Origin of the sequence: Streptomyces sp. NPDC017936 (genome assembly GCF_044328485.1) — a bacterium.
GTDB lineage: Bacteria > Actinomycetota > Actinomycetes > Streptomycetales > Streptomycetaceae > Streptomyces.
This window is the reverse complement of record NZ_JBIRHK010000015.1, coordinates 194850-213461: the sequence shown is the minus strand read 5'-3', so window position 1 is coordinate 213461 and position 18612 is coordinate 194850. Positions and strand designations below refer to the sequence as shown.

Annotated in this window: 15 protein-coding genes; 6 read left to right on the top strand and 9 right to left on the bottom strand. The window is 74.3% G+C overall.

What is annotated here, in order from left to right:
* Positions 1 to 137 precede the first annotated feature (137 nt).
* On the bottom strand, positions 138 to 494 hold the full coding sequence (locus ACH4F6_RS28965; protein ID WP_111002424.1) for an iron-sulfur cluster assembly accessory protein: 357 nt from the start codon (positions 492 to 494) through the stop codon (positions 138 to 140).
* Between the two features lie 276 nt (positions 495 to 770).
* Between ACH4F6_RS28965 and nadA the strand changes: the two genes are divergently transcribed.
* A complete protein-coding gene (nadA, locus tag ACH4F6_RS28960; RefSeq protein ID WP_397963317.1) occupies positions 771 to 1955 on the top strand; it encodes a quinolinate synthase NadA in 1185 nt (394 codons plus the stop codon).
* A gap of 43 nt (positions 1956 to 1998) precedes the next feature.
* Here the strand turns inward: nadA and ACH4F6_RS28955 are convergent, their stop codons facing one another.
* From ACH4F6_RS28955 to ACH4F6_RS28930, 6 genes are all read right to left on the bottom strand, one after another.
* Positions 1999 to 4245, bottom strand: a complete 2247-nt coding sequence (locus ACH4F6_RS28955) for a PQQ-binding-like beta-propeller repeat protein (RefSeq protein ID WP_397963316.1) — start codon at positions 4243 to 4245, stop codon at positions 1999 to 2001.
* A gap of 149 nt (positions 4246 to 4394) precedes the next feature.
* A complete protein-coding gene (locus ACH4F6_RS28950; protein WP_397963315.1) occupies positions 4395 to 7499 on the bottom strand; it encodes an efflux RND transporter permease subunit in 3105 nt (1034 codons plus the stop codon).
* A 135-nt stretch (positions 7500 to 7634) separates the two neighbouring features.
* Positions 7635 to 8315, bottom strand: a complete 681-nt coding sequence (locus ACH4F6_RS28945) for a response regulator (RefSeq protein ID WP_397963314.1) — start codon at positions 8313 to 8315, stop codon at positions 7635 to 7637.
* Complete coding sequence (locus ACH4F6_RS28940; protein ID WP_397963313.1) at positions 8312 to 9541, bottom strand: sensor histidine kinase; 1230 nt, start codon at positions 9539 to 9541, stop codon at positions 8312 to 8314. Before ACH4F6_RS28940 ends, ACH4F6_RS28945 begins: the two co-directional genes overlap by 4 nt.
* Positions 9542 to 9742: 201 nt before the next feature.
* A complete protein-coding gene (locus ACH4F6_RS28935; protein ID WP_397963312.1) occupies positions 9743 to 10021 on the bottom strand; it encodes a hypothetical protein in 279 nt (92 codons plus the stop codon).
* A gap of 32 nt (positions 10022 to 10053) precedes the next feature.
* Positions 10054 to 10824 carry a PspA/IM30 family protein gene (locus ACH4F6_RS28930; RefSeq protein ID WP_397963349.1) on the bottom strand — a complete coding sequence of 257 codons (771 nt, stop codon included), beginning with the start codon at positions 10822 to 10824 and terminating at the stop codon, positions 10054 to 10056.
* 210 nt (positions 10825 to 11034) lie between these two features.
* Between ACH4F6_RS28930 and ACH4F6_RS28925 the strand changes: the two genes are divergently transcribed.
* From ACH4F6_RS28925 to ACH4F6_RS28915, 3 genes are all read left to right on the top strand, one after another.
* Complete coding sequence (locus tag ACH4F6_RS28925; protein WP_397963348.1) at positions 11035 to 11805, top strand: DUF3043 domain-containing protein; 771 nt, start codon at positions 11035 to 11037, stop codon at positions 11803 to 11805.
* Between the two features lie 83 nt (positions 11806 to 11888).
* Positions 11889 to 12590, top strand: a complete 702-nt coding sequence (locus tag ACH4F6_RS28920; RefSeq protein WP_397963347.1) for a methyltransferase domain-containing protein — start codon at positions 11889 to 11891, stop codon at positions 12588 to 12590.
* Positions 12591 to 13206: 616 nt separating this feature from the next.
* Positions 13207 to 14289 carry a S1C family serine protease gene (locus ACH4F6_RS28915; RefSeq protein ID WP_397963311.1) on the top strand — a complete coding sequence of 361 codons (1083 nt, stop codon included), beginning with the start codon at positions 13207 to 13209 and terminating at the stop codon, positions 14287 to 14289.
* 57 nt (positions 14290 to 14346) lie between these two features.
* On the opposite strand, the gene ACH4F6_RS28910 is transcribed toward ACH4F6_RS28915, so the two are convergent.
* Complete coding sequence (locus ACH4F6_RS28910; RefSeq protein WP_397963310.1) at positions 14347 to 14559, bottom strand: hypothetical protein; 213 nt, start codon at positions 14557 to 14559, stop codon at positions 14347 to 14349.
* A gap of 220 nt (positions 14560 to 14779) precedes the next feature.
* Here ACH4F6_RS28910 and ACH4F6_RS28905 point away from each other — a divergent pair, with 220 nt between their 5' ends.
* The gene (locus ACH4F6_RS28905) at positions 14780 to 15988 is read left to right on the top strand and encodes a bifunctional adenosylcobinamide kinase/adenosylcobinamide-phosphate guanylyltransferase (RefSeq protein WP_397963309.1); all 1209 of its coding nucleotides are present in this window, start codon (positions 14780 to 14782) and stop codon (positions 15986 to 15988) included.
* A gap of 28 nt (positions 15989 to 16016) precedes the next feature.
* Here ACH4F6_RS28905 and ACH4F6_RS28900 read toward each other — a convergent pair whose 3' ends face one another.
* On the bottom strand, positions 16017 to 16976 hold the full coding sequence (locus tag ACH4F6_RS28900; RefSeq protein WP_397963308.1) for a class I SAM-dependent methyltransferase: 960 nt from the start codon (positions 16974 to 16976) through the stop codon (positions 16017 to 16019).
* Positions 16977 to 17127: 151 nt separating this feature from the next.
* Here ACH4F6_RS28900 and cobT point away from each other — a divergent pair, with 151 nt between their 5' ends.
* The gene (gene cobT, locus ACH4F6_RS28895) at positions 17128 to 18258 is read left to right on the top strand and encodes a nicotinate-nucleotide--dimethylbenzimidazole phosphoribosyltransferase (protein ID WP_397963307.1); all 1131 of its coding nucleotides are present in this window, start codon (positions 17128 to 17130) and stop codon (positions 18256 to 18258) included.
* The last annotated feature ends 354 nt before the right edge of the window (positions 18259 to 18612 follow it).

The window sequence follows — 18612 nt, the reverse complement described above, 5'->3', positions numbered from 1 at the left end:
GGGGGGGGGGGGGGGGGGGCGGGGGGGGGGGGCCCCCCCCGCCGCCCGGGGGGGGGGCCCCCCCGGGGGGGGCCCCCGGGGGGGGGGGGCCCCCCCCGGGGGGGGCCCCCCCCCCCCCCCCTGGGCGCCCGGACGGCTCAGCTGAAGGAGTCGCCGCAGGCGCAGGAGCCCGTCGCGTTCGGGTTGTCGATCGTGAAGCCCTGCTTCTCGATCGTGTCCACGAAGTCGATCGTGGCGCCGCCCAGGTACGGGGCGCTCATGCGGTCGGTGACGACCTTGACGCCGCCGAAGTCCTTCTCCACGTCGCCGTCGAGCGAGCGCTCGTCGAAGAAGAGCTGGTAGCGCAGGCCGGAGCAGCCGCCGGGCTGGACGGCCACGCGCAGCGCGAGGTCGTCACGGCCTTCCTGGTCGAGCAGGGCCTTGACCTTCGACGCGGCGGCGTCGGTCAGGACGATGCCGTCGGTGACGGTGGTGGTCTCGTCCGATACGGACATCTACATCTCTCCCGGGTTGTACGGAGACTGCTTGCCGACGGTTGCAACCGGCGGGGCCGCGGATTCATTCCGGGCCGGGCACTCGTCTTTCGCCTGTTCCTTCATGCTCGCACACGCGCGCAGAAGCGAACAGCGGCCCGGGGCGGCGGCGACGGGGCGCCGGCAGGGCGGCGCCGGGATTCACGTCACATCGACGCAATGACCATCGTCAAAGTGACGTGAAGCGGGTTATGATAATAAGCGTCAGTTCGACGAAAAGTAGAAAGGGTGCGTGTCGTGACCACCGCCCAGACCACGGAGCTCGACGTACAGCCGACTCCGCTCGCCCTGTTGCTGCTCGGCCGTGAGGCCGACCCGAAGAGCGAGCGGGGCGTCGAGTGTCCCGGCGACCTGCCCTCCCCCTCCGACCCGGACCTGGTGGAGCGCGCTCGTGCGGCCAAGGAGAAGCTCGGCGACAAGGTCTTCGTCCTCGGTCACCACTACCAGCGCGACGAGGTCATCCAGTTCGCCGACGTCACGGGCGACTCCTTCAAGCTGGCCCGCGACGCGGCCGCGCGCCCGGAGGCCGAGTACATCGTGTTCTGCGGTGTGCACTTCATGGCGGAGTCCGCGGACATCCTGACGTCCGACGACCAGAAGGTCGTCCTGCCCGACCTCGCCGCCGGCTGCTCGATGGCCGACATGGCGACGGCCGAGCAGGTCGCCGAGTGCTGGGACGTGCTGACCGAGGCCGGCGTCGTCGACCGGGTCGTCCCCGTCTCGTACATGAACTCCTCCGCCGACATCAAGGCCTTCACCGGCAAGCACGGCGGCACCATCTGCACCTCGTCGAACGCGAAGCGCGCGCTGGAGTGGGCCTTCCAGCAGGGCGAGAAGGTGCTGTTCCTGCCCGACCAGCACCTGGGCCGCAACACCGCCGTCCGCGACATGGGCATGTCCCTGGAGGACTGCGTCGTCTACAACCCGCACAAGCCGAACGGCGGCCTGACCGCCGAGCAGCTGCGCGACGCGAAGATGATCCTGTGGCGGGGCCACTGCTCGGTGCACGGGCGTTTCAGCCTGGACTCGGTGAACGACGTCCGCGAGCGCATCCCCGGCGTGAACGTCCTCGTCCACCCCGAGTGCAAGCACGAGGTCGTGGCCGCGGCGGACCACGTCGGCTCGACCGAGTACATCATCAAGGCCCTGGAGGCCGCCCCGGCCGGCTCCAAGTGGGCCATCGGCACCGAGCTGAACCTGGTCCGCCGCCTGGCGAACCGTTTCGCTCCCGAGGGCAAGGAGATCGTCTTCCTCGACAGGACGGTCTGCTTCTGCTCGACCATGAACCGCATCGACCTCCCCCACCTGGTCTGGGCCCTGGAGTCCCTGGCCGAGGGCAACCTGGTCAACCGCATCGAGGTCGACAAGGAGACCGAGGCGTTCGCGAAGCTGGCGCTGGAGCGGATGCTGGCGCTGCCGTAGGGCCCGTTCCGCAGCCGTCCGGCGTCGGGGTGGACGATCCGCGTCACCCCGACGCCGGTCTGCGTTCGGGGTGGGCCGGGTCGACGGAGAAGACCGTGCCGTCCGGCGTCGCCACCACGAGCGCGCCCCGGTGCGCGAACACCGTGGGCAGGGGGAGACCACCGCTCACCACGTGGTCGGCACGCGGGTAGGACTCCCACAGCAGGGTGCCCGCGCGGGCGTCGAGGGCCGCCACCCGTCCGCTGGCGCTCGCGAGGTAGAACGTGCGGCCCTTCTCGTCGGCCACGGGCTCGCCCGGCTGCTCCAGCGTCGTCGGGGTCTGCCACAGCTGCTCGCCCGTGACCGGCGACACGGCGGTCACCTGGCCGCTCGAGGTGACGAAGGCGAGCGTGCCGTCCACCAGGGCGGCCACCGTGCCCCGGAACTCCCGGGCCAGCTTCGTCGTCCTGCGCGCCCCGGTGTCGGGGTCGACGAACAGGACACTCGTGTACGGCGTGTCCGCCGCTCCCTCGTCGTCACCCCACCGCGCGAAGACCAGGGAGCCGTCGAGGGCGCCGACGTAGCTCGCGTCGTCCGGCAGGGACGGCAGGGGCCGCTGCGTCCCGTCCTCCGGGTCGAGGGCGAAGAACCGGGTGCCGCCCGTCTCGTAGGTGGTGCAGTCCGCGTAGGGGCGGCCGCCGATGTCGTGGAAGCCGCAGTAGTCCCCGGAGGGCACGGTCGTCGTCCAGCGTCCGGCGCCGTCGCGCGCGGTGCGCGCGGTCACCGTCCGGCCGTCCGTGTCCGGGGTCAGGACCAGGTCGCCGACGACCGTGGCGTCGGCGTTCTCCGCGTTCATCCGGCGCGACCACAGCCGGGAGCCGTCGGCGGCGTCGAGGGCGACGAGGTGGGCGGTGTCGGTCTCGCCCGTGGCGGTGGTGATGATCTGCCGCACGAGCACCGTGCCGCCGCGGACACCCAGGATCAGGGCGTCGTACTGGTCGTCCTTCGCCCCGGCCGGCACCGAGGCGGCACGCCACGCCGTCCGCCCCGTCAGGGGGTCCACGCGCACCGGGAGGATGCCGTCGCCCGCGCAGTACAGGGCGTCCCCGCCGAGCAGGCAGGTGGGGGAACCGCCGGTGCTCCGGCTCGTCGGCTTCGCGCCGCGGACGGCGGGCGCGTACACCGTCGTCTGCCAGGGCAGCCAGCCGGCCGGGAGCGTCCCCCACCGGGAGGTCGGGGAGGCCGAGGAGGTCGAGGAGGCCGAGGGGCCCGCCGGTCTCCCGGCGCCGGCGGTCCCGCCGTCCCGCGGCGGGCCGAGGACGAGGTAGAGGGTGAGCGCGACGGCCAGGACGCCCGCCGCGCCCGTCAGGACGAGCAGCCGGCGGGGGTGCCGGCGGCGGACCGGGCGGTCCGGCGCGGCGTCCGCCTCGGTCGGTGCGCGGGACTCCCCGGGCACCGGCGGGGGCAGCCGCAGCGTCACCGTGTGCGCGTCGTCGGGCGCCGGTTCGGGCAGGACGCGGCCGAACTCCCGCGCCAGCTCGTCGAGACCGGGCCGGTCCCCGGCGTCCTTGGCCAGGCAGCGCTCGACGACCGCGCGGAGCGGCTGCGCCACCCCGTCCAGCACCGGCTCGTGGTGGACCACCCGGTACGCGGTCAGGTAGGGGCTGTCGGCGTCGAAGGGGCCCCGGCCGGTGGTGGCGAACACCAGCAGCGCCCCGAGCGAGAAGACGTCCGACGCGGGGCCGACCGTGCGGGCGTCGGTGAGCTGTTCCGGGGACATGAACGGCGGGGTGCCGATCATCTGGCCGGTCTCGGTGAGGGTGTTGTTCTCCGCCGCGCGGGAGATGCCGAAGTCGATGACGCGGGGGCCGTCCTCGGCCATCAGGACGTTGGCCGGCTTCAGGTCGCGGTGCACGACGCCGGCCCGGTGGATGTCCCGCAACGCCTCCACCAGCCCGAGTGCCAGCCGCCGCAGCTCGGCGCCGCGCAGGGCGCCCTCGTCGCGGATCCGCTGGGCGAGCGAGCGCCCCGGCACGTACTGGGTGGCCATCCAGGGCCGTGCCGCCTGCGGGTCCGCGTCCACGACCGGCGCCGTGAAGGCGCCGCTCACCTTGCGGACGGCCTCGATCTCCTGGCGGAAACGCGCACGGAAGACGGCGTCCTCGGCGTACTGGGCGTGCACCACCTTGACGGCGACCTCCCGCCCCGATCTCGCCCTGCCCCGGTAGACGACCCCCATGCCGCCGGCCCCCAGCCGGTCGACGATCCGATACCCGCCGATCGACCTCGGCTCGTCCTTGTGCAGTGGCACCGCCCGGATCCCCCTCCCCCACAGAGCAGTTCGCGCTCACAGGATAGGAAAAGCCCACGGGGAGAGGGACGTCGGCAGGGCCGCCGGACACGCGGACGGCGTCCGCCCCGTGCCGGGGGGACGCCGTCGCTGCGGGCCGGGGGCCGGGGTCACACGCCCGCGGGCTCCGGTGACTTCTCCGGTTCGGCCGCCTGTTTCTTCGCCGCCCGCTTCTTCGCCCGGCGCTCCTTGCGCAGTTCGAGCATCGCGTAGAGCGTCGGGACGAGGAGGAGGGTGAGCAGGGTCGAGGTGACCAGGCCGCCGATGACGACGACCGCCAGCGGCTGGGCGATGAAGCCGCCCTCGCCGGTGACGCCGAGGGCCATCGGCAGCAGGGCGAAGATGGTCGCCAGGGCCGTCATGAGGATGGGGCGCAGACGGTGGCGGCCGCCCTCGATCACGGCCTCCACGACGCCGTGGCCCTGGCGGCGGTACTGGTTGATCAGGTCGATCAGCACGATCGCGTTGGTCACCACGATGCCGATCAGCATCAGCATGCCGATCATCGCCGGGACGCCCATCGGGGTGCCGGTGGCGATCAGCAGGCCGAGGGCGCCGGTCGCCGCGAACGGGATGGAGACCAGCAGGATCAGCGGCTGGGCGAGCGAGCGGAAGGTCGCCACCAGCAGCATGAAGACGATCGCGATCGCCGCGAGCATGGCCAGGCCGAGGTTCTTGAACGCGTCGTCCTGGTCCTGCGAGACACCGCCGATCTCGGCCGTCGCGCCCGCCGGCAGTTCGAGCGCGTCGAGCTTCGACGTCAGGTCCGCGCTCACCGCGCCCGTGTTGTCGCCGGTCGGGCGGGCGGTGACGGTGGCCGCGCGCTGACCGTCGATGCGGGTCATCGAGACCGGGCCGTCCACGAGCCGGACGGTCGCGACGTCGCCGAGCTTCACCGGGCCGAGGGGCAGCGCCTCGAGCTCCGCCAGCGTCCGCGCCGGCTTCGCCGACGTGATGACCACGTCCCGCTCGGTGTCGTCGAGGGTCGCCTTCGCGGCCGGCGTCCCGCTCACCGCCTGCGCGACCGCCGCGCCCAGCGTCTGCTCGTCGAACCCGGCCGCCGCCGCCTTGCCGTTGGCCTTGACCGAGATGCGCGGCACGCTCTGCGACAGGTCGCTGGTGACGTCCGTGACGTCGTCCAGGCCGGCCACGGCCTTGCGGACCTGCTCCGCCGCCTCGCGCAGCACCTCGGCGTCGGCCGCCTTCACGACGACGCTCAGGTCCTGGCTGCCGAAGCCGTCACCGGCCGCGACGGTGGTCGTGCCGATGCCCTCGAGCCCGGCCAGGCCCTTCTCGATGCGGTCCTGCACGTCCTCGTACGACGCCGAGTCCTCCAGCATCACCTGGTACGAGGCCTGGTTGGTATCCGTGCCGCCGCCGAAGGCCGCCATGAAGCCGGAGGACCCGACGGTGACCTGGTACTCCTTCACGCCCTCGGTGCCGGCCAGCAGGTGCTCGACCTTCTTCGCCTGGGCGTCGGTCGCGGCGAGGCTGGTGCCGGGCTTCAGCTCCTGCTTCACCGTCAGGACCTGCTGCTCGCCCTGGTCGAAGAAGTTCGTCTTCAGCAGCGGGGCCATGCCGAAGGTGCCGATCAGGACGACGACCGCGAGGGCCACGCTCGTCAGACGGCGCCGGGTCGCGAACCGCAGGACGGGGACGTAGACGCGCTGGAGGCGGCTCCTGGCCTCCTTCTCCTCCGCCGCGCGACGCGCCTTCTCGGCGTCCGCGGGCGTGCCCTTGGGGGCGCGCAGGAACCAGTACGACAGGACCGGGACGACGGTCAGCGAGACGAGCAGGGAGGCCAGCAGGGCCGCCGTGACCGTCAGGCTGAACGAGCCGAACAGGGCGCCCACCATGCCGCCGACCAGACCGATCGGCAGGAACACGGCGACCGTGGTGAGGGTGGAGGAGGTGACCGCGCCGGCCACCTCGCGGACCGCGGTGAGGATCGCGGTCTGCCGCTCCTCGCCGTAGCCGAGGTGACGCTTGATGTTCTCCAGGACGACGATCGAGTCGTCGACGACCCGGCCGATGGCGATGGTCAGCGCGCCCAGCGTCAGCATGTTCAGGGAGAGGTCCCGCGTCCACAGCACGATCAGGGCCAGGACCACGGACAGCGGGATGGAGACCGCCGTCACCAGCGTCGAGCGGACCGACGCGAGGAAGACCAGGATGACGAGGACCGCGAAGAGCAGGCCGAGCGCGCCCTCCGTCGTCAGGCCCTCGATGGACTTGGACACGGCCGGTCCCTGGTCGCTGACGACCGTGATCGACGCGCCGGAGCCGAGTTCCGCCCGCAGCCCGGGCAGCTTGTCCTCGACCGCCTCCGAGATGGCGACCGCGCTGCCGTCGTGGTCCATGGTGACGGCGACGGCGAGGCTGGGCTTGCCGTCGGTGCGGGTGAGGGAGTCGGCCGGGGCCTCCTCCTGCTTCACCGTGGCGACGTCCCCGAGCCGGACGGCCTTCTTGCCCTCCGCCCCGGGGATCATCAGGTCCTGGATCTGCTTCAGCGAGGTGAAGCCGCCGCCGACCTGGACGGTGCGGTTGGCGCCGCCCTCGTCGAAGGAGCCCGCCGGCACGGTCGCGCCGCCGGCCTGGAGGGCCTGGGCGAGGGACTGCGGGGCCAGCCCGGCGCGCGCCAGCTTCGCGTCGGCGGGGGTGACGGAGACCCGGAGGTCGCGCACGCCGTCGACGGTGACCTGGCCGACGCCGTCGATGTCCTTCAGCGCCGGGACGACGCTCGTGTCGAGCTGGTCGGCGAGGGCCTGCAGGTCCTTGCCGGAGGTGACGGCGAGGACCACGGTCGGTATGTCGTCCGTGGAGCCGGCGATGACCTGCGGGTCCACCGCGTCCGGGAGCCGGACGCGGGCCCGGTTGACGGCCTGCTGGACGTCGGCGACGATCTGCTCGGTGCCGTTGCCGTAGTCGAAGGACGCCATGATCACGGCGTTGCCCTCGCCGGCCGTGGAGGTGATGCCGGTGATGCCGTCGACGGCCTCGAGGGTGTCCTCGATGGGCTCGACGACCTGCTTCTCGACGACGTCCGGGGAGGCGCCCTGGTACGGCGCGAGCACGGACACCATCGGCAGTTCGATGGTCGGCAGCAGCTGCTGTTTGAGCTGCGGGATCGCGATCGCGCCGAACACGAGCGCGATGATGGACATCAGGCCTATCAGGGCCCGTTGCGCGAGGCTGAATCTCGACAGCCAGGACATGAGCGAAGGTTCTCTCTTCTGGGAGCGGCAGAAGTGGCCCCTTCACCCTGTGGCATGGGTGCGGGGGATTCCGTAGGCCGCAGGTCGGTTTCCTTATGCGGCGCCTACTCCGGGCGCAGTACGGCGGGGCGGGGTTCAGTCCACCCTCGGACGGACCAGCCCGGACTCGTACGCGATGACCACGAGCTGGGCCCGGTCGCGGGCGCCCAGCTTGGCCATGGCCCGGTTGACGTGCGTCTTCACCGTCAGCGGGCTGACCTCCAGCCGTTCGGCGATCTCGTCGTTGGAGTGGCCGCCGGCGACCTGCACGAGGACCTCGCGCTCGCGGCCGGTGAGGGTCTGGAGCCGCTGCCCGCGAGCCGGGTCGTGGTCCTCCTCGGTGTCCCCCTGGGCGAGGAAGCGGGCGATCAGGCCCTTGGTGGCGGCCGGCGAGAGCAGGGCCTCGCCGCCCGCGGCGACCCGGATGGCGTTGAGGAGCTCCTCCGGCTCGCTGCCCTTGCCGAGGAAGCCGGAGGCGCCCGCGCGCAGCGACCGCACGACGTAGTCGTCGACCTCGAAGGTCGTCAGTATCACCACGCGTACCTGCGCCAGCGTCGGATCGGCACTGATCAGGCGGGTGGCGGCGAGGCCGTCGGTGCCGGGCATGCGGATGTCCATCAGGACGACGTCCGCCCGCTGCTCCTTGGCCAGCCGCACCGCCTCCGCGCCGTCGGACGCCTCGCCGACGACCTCCATGTCGGGCTCGGAGTCGACGAGGACCCGGAACGCGCTGCGCAGCAGCGCCTGGTCGTCGGCGAGCAGGACGCGGATGGTCATGCGGGCTCCCCCGGTTCTCCCGTGGCGGCGGTACGGGTCCTGACCGGCAGGATCGCATGGACGCGGAAGCCGCCTCCGTAGCGGGGCCCGGTGGTGAGGGTGCCGTGCAGGGCGGTGACGCGTTCCCGCATCCCGAGCAGGCCGTGGCCGCCGCCCTGGCGCGGGCCCGTCGTCTCGCCCGTGCCGTCGTCGAGGACGGTGACCTCGATGTGCGGTCCCACGCGGACGACGCTGACCTCGGCCTTGGCGTGCGGTCCCGCGTGCTTCTGCACGTTGGTCAGGGCCTCCTGGATGACGCGGTAGGCGGCCAGGTCGACGGCGGCCGGGAGCCGGGCGTCGTGGTCGGCGCGGGCGACCTCGACCTGGAGGCCGGCGCTGCGGAAGGTGCCGGCGAGCTCGTCGAGGCGGTCCAGGCCGGGGGCCGGTTCGGTCGGGGCCTCGGGGTCGCCGGACTGGCGCAGCAGGCCGACGGTGGCGCGCAGTTCGTTGAGGGCGGAGCGGCTGGCCTCGCGGACGTGCGCGAGGGCCTCCTTCGCCTGGTCGGGGCGCTTGTCCATGACGTGGGCGGCGACTCCGGCCTGGACGTTGACCAGGGCGATGTGGTGGGCGACGACGTCGTGCAGGTCGCGGGCGATGCGCAGGCGTTCCTCGGCGACCCGGCGGCGGGCCTCCTCCTCGCGGGTGCGTTCCGCGCGCTCGGCGCGCTCGCGGATGGCCTGGACGACGGCCCGGCGGCTGCGGACGGCGTCGCCGGCGGTGGCGCCGATGCCGGTCCAGGCGAAGATCGCCAGGTTGTCCTGGGCGTACCAGGGCAGGGGGCCGACGAGCATGGCGGCGCCGGTGAGGACCGTCATGGTGAGCAGGCCCGCCCGCAGGGTGGTGCGGCGGTCGGTGGTGGCGGCGACGGTGTAGAGGGCGACGACCGCGGACATCGCGACCGGGGCGCGGGGGTCGCCGGTGACGGACTCGGCCACGGAGAAGGTGCCGGTGAGGGCGAGGACCGTCATGGGGGCGCGGCGGCGGAAGACGAGGGTGACGGCGCTGAGGGTCATCAGCAGCAGGCTGAGCGGGTCCGGGGTGCGGATGCCCCAGCTGACGCGGTGGTCGCCGTGCGGGTCCACGAAGGAGCCGGCCAGCATGCACGTCAGGACGCCGGCGGCGAGGGCGGCGTCGAGGGCCAGGGGGTGTGCGCGCAGGTGGCGCCTGGCGCGGGCGAGGGAGGGCACTGTTTCCGTTACCGTCGCTTTCAGTGACCGTCGGCCGGGGACTGCCGCCCCCGGGTCCCGCTTCGGCCCTGAAGGGGCCCCGTCCTGAACCTCCCCCCGGGGGGACGCCCCCGGACGGACCGCCCTCACCGGCCCTCACCGCGGAGCGCCCGCCGGCCGAGGCGCCGGCCGGAACGGGCCCCGGGCCCGGACGCCGGGTCCTCAGCCCGGGATCAGCCCGCCGTCGCTCAGCATCTCCCGGACCTCCTCCAGGCTCGCCTCCGGGGCGGGCAGGATCAGTTCCGAGGGCTCCAGCGCGTCGTCCGGCAGGGGGGTGCCGAGGCGGCGGACGGCGTCCAGGAGGGCGCAGAGGGTGCGGTGGAAGCCGTCCCCGTCGCCGCCCTGCATCTCGGCGAGCAGCTCGTCGTCGAGCTTGTTCAGCTCGGCGAAGTGGGAGTCGGCCAGCTGCCACTGGCCCTCTCCCATGATCCGCACGATCATGTCGCCCTCCTCGGCTCCGGCCCCGCCCCGGGTCACTGCTTGTCGAAGCGCGGGGTGTCCTGCGGCTGCTGCTGGGTCTGCGGCTGGCTCGTACCGCCTTCGATGGCCTGCTGCCCGGCGGAGCCGCCGCCGGCGAGCTCGGCCTTCATGCGCTGCAGTTCCAGCTCCACGTCCGTACCACCGGAGAGCCGGTCCAGCTCGGCCTGGATGTCGTCCTTGGCGATGCCGGTGGGGTCGTCGAGGGCGCCGGAGGCGAGGAGTTCGTCGAGGGCGCCGGCGCGGGCCTGGAGCTGGGCGGTCTTGTCCTCGGCGCGCTGGATGGCCAGGCCGACGTCGCCCATCTCCTCGGAGATGCCGGAGAAGGCCTCGCCGATGCGGGTCTGGGCCTGGGCGGCGGTGTAGGTGGCCTTGATGGTCTCCTTCTTCGTGCGGAAGGCGTCGACCTTGGCCTGGAGCCGCTGGGCCGCGAGGGTGAGCTTCTCCTCCTCGCCCTGGAGCGTCGCGTGCTGCGTCTCGAGGTCGGTGACCTGCTGCTGGAGGGCGGCGCGGCGGGAGAGCGCCTCCCGGGCCAGGTCCTCGCGGCCGAGGGCGAGCGCCTTGCGTCCCTGGTCCTCCAGCTTGGAGGACTGCGACTGCAGCTGGTTCAGCTGCAGTTCCAGGCGCTTGCGCGAGGTGGCCACGTCCGCGACGCCACGGCGGACCTTCTGCAGCAGCTCGAGCTGCTTCTGGTACGAGTAATCGAGGGTCTCGCGCGGGTCCTCGGCCCGGTCAAGGGCCTTGTTCGCCTTCGCGCGGAAGATCATCCCCATACGCTTCATGACACCGCTCATGGGCTTCGCGCGCCCCCTTCTGACGGACTCCGGCTCCAGCTCTGCGACAGAACCCACAGTACGGGCCCTGCTTCCATTGACGCACTGTTCGGGGACGGATGCGCTCCTCCCCGAGGACGACTGACCGAGGCCTTGCTCCGGCGTGAGGAGTAGGTGACCTTCAGGGTGAGCGCCAGGTCACGGATGTCCCTCATCCACCGGTCCGTCCCGGGTCCGTCATCACTTCAGACGTCTGGTGTTGCCGGATCGTTCCCCGGCGGGCGGGGTCCCATTCCCGCCCGCCGCCCCCCGCCGCCCCTGTTTCCGGGGACCTGTGGCTCCGCACGTTTTGCTTTGCGCTTACCCTTGGGTTTTGTGTTCCGTAGCCGTGCCAAGGAAGAGAAGGCCCCGCTCGCCGACAAGGCGACGGTGACCGACTCCAGTCAGCCCCGCCACCCCGAGGCCAAGAAGGGTCGGCCCACGCCCAAGCGCAGTGAGGCCCAGTCCCAGCGCCGCAGCGTGGCCAACACGCAGATGACGCGCAAGGAGGCCGCCAAGCGTCAGCGCGACGAGCGCCGCGCCCAGCTGGAGCGCCAGCGCCAGGCGCTGGCCGGCGGCGACGAGCGGTACCTGCCGGCCCGCGACAAGGGCCCGGTCCGCAAGTTCGCGCGCGACTTCATCGACTCGCGGTTCAACGTGGCGGAGTTCTTCCTGCCCATGGCCGTGGTCATCCTCGTGCTGAGCATGATCCGGGTGGCGTCGCTGCAGAACGTCGCGCTGCTGCTGTGGCTCGTGGTGATCGTGCTGATCGTGCTGGAAGCGGTCGTCAACGGGTTCCGCCTGAAGAAGCGGCTGGCCGAGCGCTTCCCCGACCAGAACCGGCGGGGCGCGGTGGCCTACGCGCTCATGCGCTCCCTGCAGATGCGTCGGCTCCGGCTGCCCAAGCCGCAGGTCAAGCGCGGAGAGCGGCCCTGAGCACTGCTTCTTTCTCCGGGGGCGCGGCCGAGGCCTGGCTGAGCAGGCTGGGCGGCCTGCGTGACGTGGTGCGGCAGGAGCTGGTGGCCCGGCAGCTCGACGAGCAGATAACCGCGCGGTATCCGGTCGGGCAGCGGCTGCGGGTGCTCGACGTGGGCATGGGCCAGGGCACGCAGGCGCTGCGGCTGGCCCGGCTCGGTCACCAGGTGACGGGCCTCGAGCAGGACGCGACGATGATCGCCGCGGCCCGCGAGGCGCTGTCCGGGGAGCCCGAGGGCATCCGGGAGCGGATGCGGATCTGTGAGGGCGACGGCCGGGACACGGGCGTGCACTTCCCGCCCGGCAGCTTCGACGTGGTGTTGTGCCACGGCGTGCTGATGTACGTGGAGGAGCCGGATCCGCTGCTGGCGGGCCTCGCGCGCGTGCTGGCCCCGGGCGGGCTGCTGTCGCTGCTCGTGCGGAACGCGGACGCGCTGGCCATGCGGCCCGGCCTGTCCGGCGACTGGGCGGGCGCCCTGGCCGCCTTCGACACCGTCTCCTACCGCAACCGGCTGGGCCTCGACGTCCGCGCGGACCGCCGGGAGACCCTGACCGCGACGCTGGCCGGCATCGGGGCGCCCCTGCAGGCCTGGTACGGCGTACGCGTCTTCACCGACACCGCCGCCGACGGAGCGGGGGTCCCGGACGACGCGGAGGCGCTGCTCGCCGTGGAGGAGCGCGCGGGACGCACGGACCCCTACCGGAGCGTGGCGGCCCTGCTGCACCTGTGCGGGGTACGGGGCTGAGGCCCCCCGGGCCGACCACCGCCGGGCCCGGCACGCGCCCGGTCCGACGTCGAGGCGCCCCCGCACGGACCGGGGCCCGGAACCGGGCACGCGCGGGGACGAGACCCCGCCGGGCCACGAAGTGAACGGCACGCGCCGGGACCGAGGCCCGCACGGCCCGACCGGAACCGGACGACGCGGACGCACCCGGCCCGGGCCGCCCCGGCACCGGCACCCGGACGACGGGCCCGGGCCGCCCCCGGCACCCGGACGACGGGCCCGGCCCGAGAGCCGGAACCCCGACACCCTGGCGACCCACGGCCCCGGAGGCGGGCTCCCGGCGTACCCCGCACGGGCCGGGGCCCGGGACCGGGCCGGACCCGGCGCACGGACAGAAGCCGGGCGACGGGGGCGTACCCGGCACGGGCCGGGACCCTTGCAGCGGCCTCCGGGCGCGGGGGCGGGACGTACGCGGTGCGGGCCGGGACCGGGGGCGGCGCCCGCGCGTGGTGGCCGGGCCGGCGCCGGTGGGGCCGGGGGCGGAGTCGCCGGCGGGGAGCACCACCGGGGGCGTCCGCCTTGCCCGTTCGGGCGAGCAGGACGAGCCGGGGGGCCGGTCCGCGGTGAGACTCGGGGCATGGATGCTTCCCGTGCACGTGCCCGCCGGGCGGTCGTGGCCGTGTGGGTGTGCTCCCTCGGGCTGGCCGCCGGGTGTTCCGGCGCGGGTTCCGGCGCGGAGGGGGCGGCGGCCCGGGAGACGGCCCGGCGGACCGCGCAGCGCGCGGCCGTCGCCCCGGCGGACGCCCTGGAGAACGCCTACCAGCGGGTGATCAGGGACGTGCTGCCGTCGGTCGTGCAGATCCAGACCGGCAGCGACCTGGGGTCGGGCGTCGTCTACGACGACAAGGGACACATCGTCACCAACGCCCACGTCGTCGGGGACGCGAAGACCTTCCGGGTGACGACCGCCAACAGCCGGGACGCGCTCGCCGCGACCCTGGTCTCCTCGTACCCGCAGCAGGACCTCGCCGTGGTCAAGCTGGACCGGGTGCCGGCCGGGCTCGAGGCGGCGGCCTTCGGGGACTCCGCCGAGGTCGAGGTCGGGCAGATCGTGCTGGCGATGGGGTCGCCGCTGGGGCTGTCGTCGAGCGTGACGCAGGGCATCGTCTCGGCGACCGGACGCACCGTCAGCGAGCCCTCCACGGGCGGCGGGACGGGGGCGACGATCGCCAACATGGTGCAGACGTCCGCGGCCATCAACCCCGGCAACAGCGGCGGCGCGCTGGTGAACCTCCGGGGGCGGGTCATCGGCATCCCGACGCTCGCCGCGACCGACCCCGGCCTCGGGGACAGCGCGGCGCCGGGCATCGGGTTCGCGATCCCGGCGTCGACGGTGCGGACGATCGCCGACCAGATCGTCGAGAAGGGCGAGGTCACCGACTCCGGCCGGGCCGCGCTCGGCATCGTCGGGCGGACCTACCTGGACGCCGAGTACCAGCCGGCCGGGGTCGTCGTCGTGGAGGTGCGGGCCGGGGGCGCGGCCGACGAGGCCGGGATCGAGACCGGGGACGTCATCACCGCGCTGGGCGACTCCGACGTCACGACGGTCACCTCGCTGGCGGAGGCGCTGGCCGGGCAACGGCCGGGAGAGCGCACGACGGTGACGTTCGTGCGCGACGGCGGGCGGCGGACCGTGGAGGTGACGCTGGGCGAGCAGTAGGCGCCGTCGCGGCGGACCGGGGCGGCCGTCGGCCGGCCGCCCCGGTCCTGGGTCCGGCTACGACTCGTCGGCGTGCAGGTTCATCGGGCCGTAGATCTCGGTGGAGTCCTCGAACAGCCGCACCTGGTCCGCGCCGCCTTCGAGCAGGGCCTTCCAGTGCTCCCCGATCCAGGACTCGGCGTCCCCCTGCGTGGTGAACTCCTCGGGCTGCACCGCGGGCTGGACCTCCGTCCCGTCGGCCTTCTCGAAACGCCACGTCCATGCCGCCATGTACGCCTCCAACGCGTCGGCACCTGCAGAGCGGGAGCCGGATCTCGGTCCGGCTCCTGCTCAGAGCCTATGCGCTCCGCCCGGCGTGCCGTAGGAGACCGCCCCGGATCGGTGATCCGCGAGCGGTCCCGGCCGCTTCACCCCCCTCGTTCGCGCCGTCCGCGCCCCTTAAGGGCGCCTCGGCCGCGCACGGCCTCCGGCGACCGGCGAAAATCGGTTCGTGGACGTCACTCTGCTCGGTACCGGTGCCCCCGCGGGTCTCCCCCGCCCCGACTGTCCCTGCGCGGTCTGCGCGACCTCGCTCGGCGACGACGCGCGGGCGGCGACCGCGCTGCTCGTGGACGGGGCGCTGCTGCTCGACCTGACGCCGGGCGCGGCGTTCGCCGCCGCCCGGGCCGGGCGTTCGCTGGCGGGCGTACGGCAGGTGCTGCTGTCGCATCCGCACGACGGGCCGGCCGTGGAGGTGCCGGCCGGGGTGCCGCAGCCCGGACGGGTGCCGGACGGGCAGGAGTTGACGTCGCTGACGGGGCATCGGGTGCGGGCGGTGGCGATGGACGCGCCGGGCACGGGCTACGCGGTGACCGGGCCGGACGGGCAGCGGCTGCTGTACCTGCCGCCGGGGGGCGCTCCGGCCGGGCTGGAGGACGGGACGGAGCCGGCCGGGCGGTACGACCTGGTCCTCGTGGACGTCGTGGGGCGGCCGGACGCGCTGGCGAAGCTGCGGGCGGTGGGGGCGGTGGGGCCGACGACGGATGTCGTCGCCGTCCATCTGGACCACGACGTGCCGCCGGGGCCGGAGGCGCGGCGGCGGCTCGCGGCGGCGGGGGCGCGGGCGGTGCCGGACGGGACGACGCTGACGGTGGGCGTGTTCGAGGAGGTGCCGGACGTGCCGCGGCGGACGCTGCTGCTGGGCGGGGCCAGGTCGGGCAAGTCGGTGGAGGCGGAGCGGCGGCTGGAGTCCTTCCCCGACGTGCTGTACGTCGCGACGGGCGGTACGCGCGGCGGGGACACCGAGTGGGCGGCGCGGGTGTCCGCGCACCGGGAGCGGCGTCCGGGCTCGTGGCGGACGGCCGAGACGTGCGACCTGGTGCCGCTGCTGGCGGTGGACGGGCCCCCGCTGCTGATCGACTGCCTCTCCCTGTGGCTGACGGACGCCATGGACTCCGCCGGGGCCTGGGACGACGCGGTGTGGGCGGACGGGGGCGAGCGGACGCTGCGCTCCCGGGTGGCGGAGCTGACGACGGCCGTCCGCGCGACGCGCCGCACGCTGGTGATGGTCTCCAACGAGGTCGGCTCGGGCATCGTCCCGGCCACGGCGTCCGGCCGGCGGTACCGGGACGAGCTGGGGCGGCTGAACGCGGCGGTCGCGGCCGAGTGCGAGCAGGTCGTGCTGGTGGTGGCGGGCCAGGCGGTGGTGCTGCGGGGGTGAGGCCGTCGCCCCCGTCCGGCCCGGCGGGTCAGTTCCGCCGGGCGATGACCCGGTACGCGTTCGCGAAGCGGGTGCGGCGCAGGACGGGGGCCAGGGCGTGGTCCAGGGCCGTCGCGGCCGTCACCAGCGGGGCCGCCGCGCGCAGCAGGCCCGCGCGGGACGGCGGGACGGCCCGGGTCAGGCGCAGGGCGAGGGCCGTGGACAGGTCGTGGGGGCGGTGGGGGGCGCGGCGGTCCGTGACGAGGACCGTGCAGCCCTGGGACTCCAGTTCCGCGCGGAGGTTGGGCAGGGGGATCAGGTGGACGTGGCGCGGCTGGCCGTGCGGGAGCCACCACTTGCCGAGCAGGGCGGCGAACGCGCTGCGCGGGTCGGGGACGTCGAGCAGGAGGTGGCCGCCGGGGCGCAGCACGGTGAGGGCGGCGCGCAGTTCCTCGCGGGGGTCGGGGGTGTGCTCCAGGTGGTGGAGCATGCTGACGACGTCGTAGCGGGCGCGCAGCCGGGCGGTGAGGGCGGGGGCGGTGAGGTGGCCGACGTGGGCCTCCTCGATCCGGCCCGCGGCCCGGGCCCGCCGCACCCTCGGGGTGGGGTCCAGGCCGTCGAACGCGGTGTACGGGAACACCTCCCGCGCCACCGCCGGGAACAGCGCGTGGCCGGTGCCGACGTCGAGCCAGCTCTCCGGCTCCGGGTACGGCAGCATCGCCCGGGCGGTGGCCCGCAGACGGCGGCGGCCGGTGCCGGTGGCGAGGACGCGGTCGACGAGGGCCGTCGCGCGCCGCGCGTCCTGGTCCGGGTGGTAGAGGGCGAGTCCCTCCACGGTCAGGCGCGGGTTCTGGAAGGTGTGGGCGCAGTCCCGGCACTCGTCGACGACGAAGGTGCCCGGCCGGTGGTGGTGCAGCAGGTCCGGGGCGCGCAGGCGGGTGCGCAGACGTCTCGAGCCGCACCAGGGGCAGTCGTCGCGGCGCGGCTCGTGGATGGGCCTGGGGGGCATGAGCGGCTCCGGGGGGAGGGCGTGCGGGACGTACGACGATTCACGGCAAAACGGAACGTATGGGATCGCGATCTTGGGTGCAAAGACGTCGCGGGAGTGTGGTGGCGATGTGGCGCGGAACCGTTCGATCGGTGCCGGTACTGTTCGGCGAATGAGCTCGCTTAATCTCGACGACTTCACCGATCTGATCGAGCGCCCCGACGGTGGGGTGCGCCGCGACGCGGAGGCACGCCGGGAACGTCAGGTCGTGCCGCCCGGGTCGCTGGGGCGCCTGGACGACCTGGGTGAGTGGCTGGCGGCGGCGCAGGGCGCGGTGCCCGTCCGGCCGATCGAACGGGCCCGGGTGGTGCTGTTCGCCGGCGACCACGGGATCGCCGAGCTCGGTGTCTCGGCCCGGCCCGCGGGCAGTGCCGCGCGGCTGGTGCGGGAGGTGCTGGAGGGCGGCCGTCCGGCGGCGGTGCTGGCACGTCAGCTCGGGGTGCCGCTGCGGGTCGTGGACATGGCGCTGGACTGCGAGCCGGACCTCTTCCCCGAGGACGTCGTGCGCCACCGGGTGCGGCGCGGCAGTGGCCGGGTGGACGTCGAGGACGCGCTGACGCCCGAGGAGGCCGAGGCCGCCTTCCTGGCCGGGGTCGCGGTCGCCGACGAGGAGGCCGACTCGGGGACGGACCTGGTCGTGCTCGGCGATGTGAGCGTGGGCGGGACGACGGTGGCGGGCGTCCTGGTCGCCGCGCTGTGCGGGACCGACGCGTCCGTGGTGACCGGCCGGGGCGGGGAGCCGATCGACGACCTGGTGTGGATGCGCAAGTGCGCCGCGATCCGGGACGCCCTGCGGCGGGCCAGGCCGGTGCTCGGCGACCAGTTGCGGCTGCTGGCGACCGTGGGCGGCGCCGACCTCGCCGCGATGACGGGCTTCCTGCTCCAGTGCGCCGTGCGGAAGGTGCCCGTCGTGCTGGACGGGGTCGTGGCGGCGGCGTGCGCGCTGGTCGGGCAGCGGATCGCGTTCCGGGCGCCGGACTGGTGGCTGGCGGCGCACAGGAGCGGCGAGCCGGGGCAGGCGAAGGCGCTGGACCGGATGGCGCTGGAGCCGCTGCTGGACCACGGGGTGACCGTCGGCGAGGGCGCGGGGGGCCTGCTGGCGCTCCCGCTGGTGCAGGCCGCGGCGGCGCTGGCGGCCGAGTTGCCGGAGAAGCCCGCCGAGAAGCCCGAGGAGCCGGCCGGGACCGACGGGTCCGGGGATCCGGTGGAGTCCGCGGAGGCCGCCGGGTCCACGGAGGAGTGACCGCGGCCGGGTGACGCACACCGCGAGGACGGTCCGCACGGACGGCGGGAGGACGGCCCGGACCGGCGCCGGAAGGGCGACCCGGACCAGCGCCGCGAGGACGGCCCGCACGGACAGCCGGAGGGCGGCCCGGACCGGCGGCGGGAGGGCGGCCCGGCGCACGGCGGGCAGGCGGCCCGAGCAGCGCCGGGAAGACGACCCGGCCGCACGACGCGAGGCGACCCCAGCAGCGCCGGAAAGGCGACCCGGACCGGCGGCGGGAAGGCCGCCGGACGACCGCGGGCAAGCGGCCCGAGCAGCGCCGGGAAGACGACCCGGCCGCACGACGCGAGGCGACCCCAGCAGCGCCGGGAA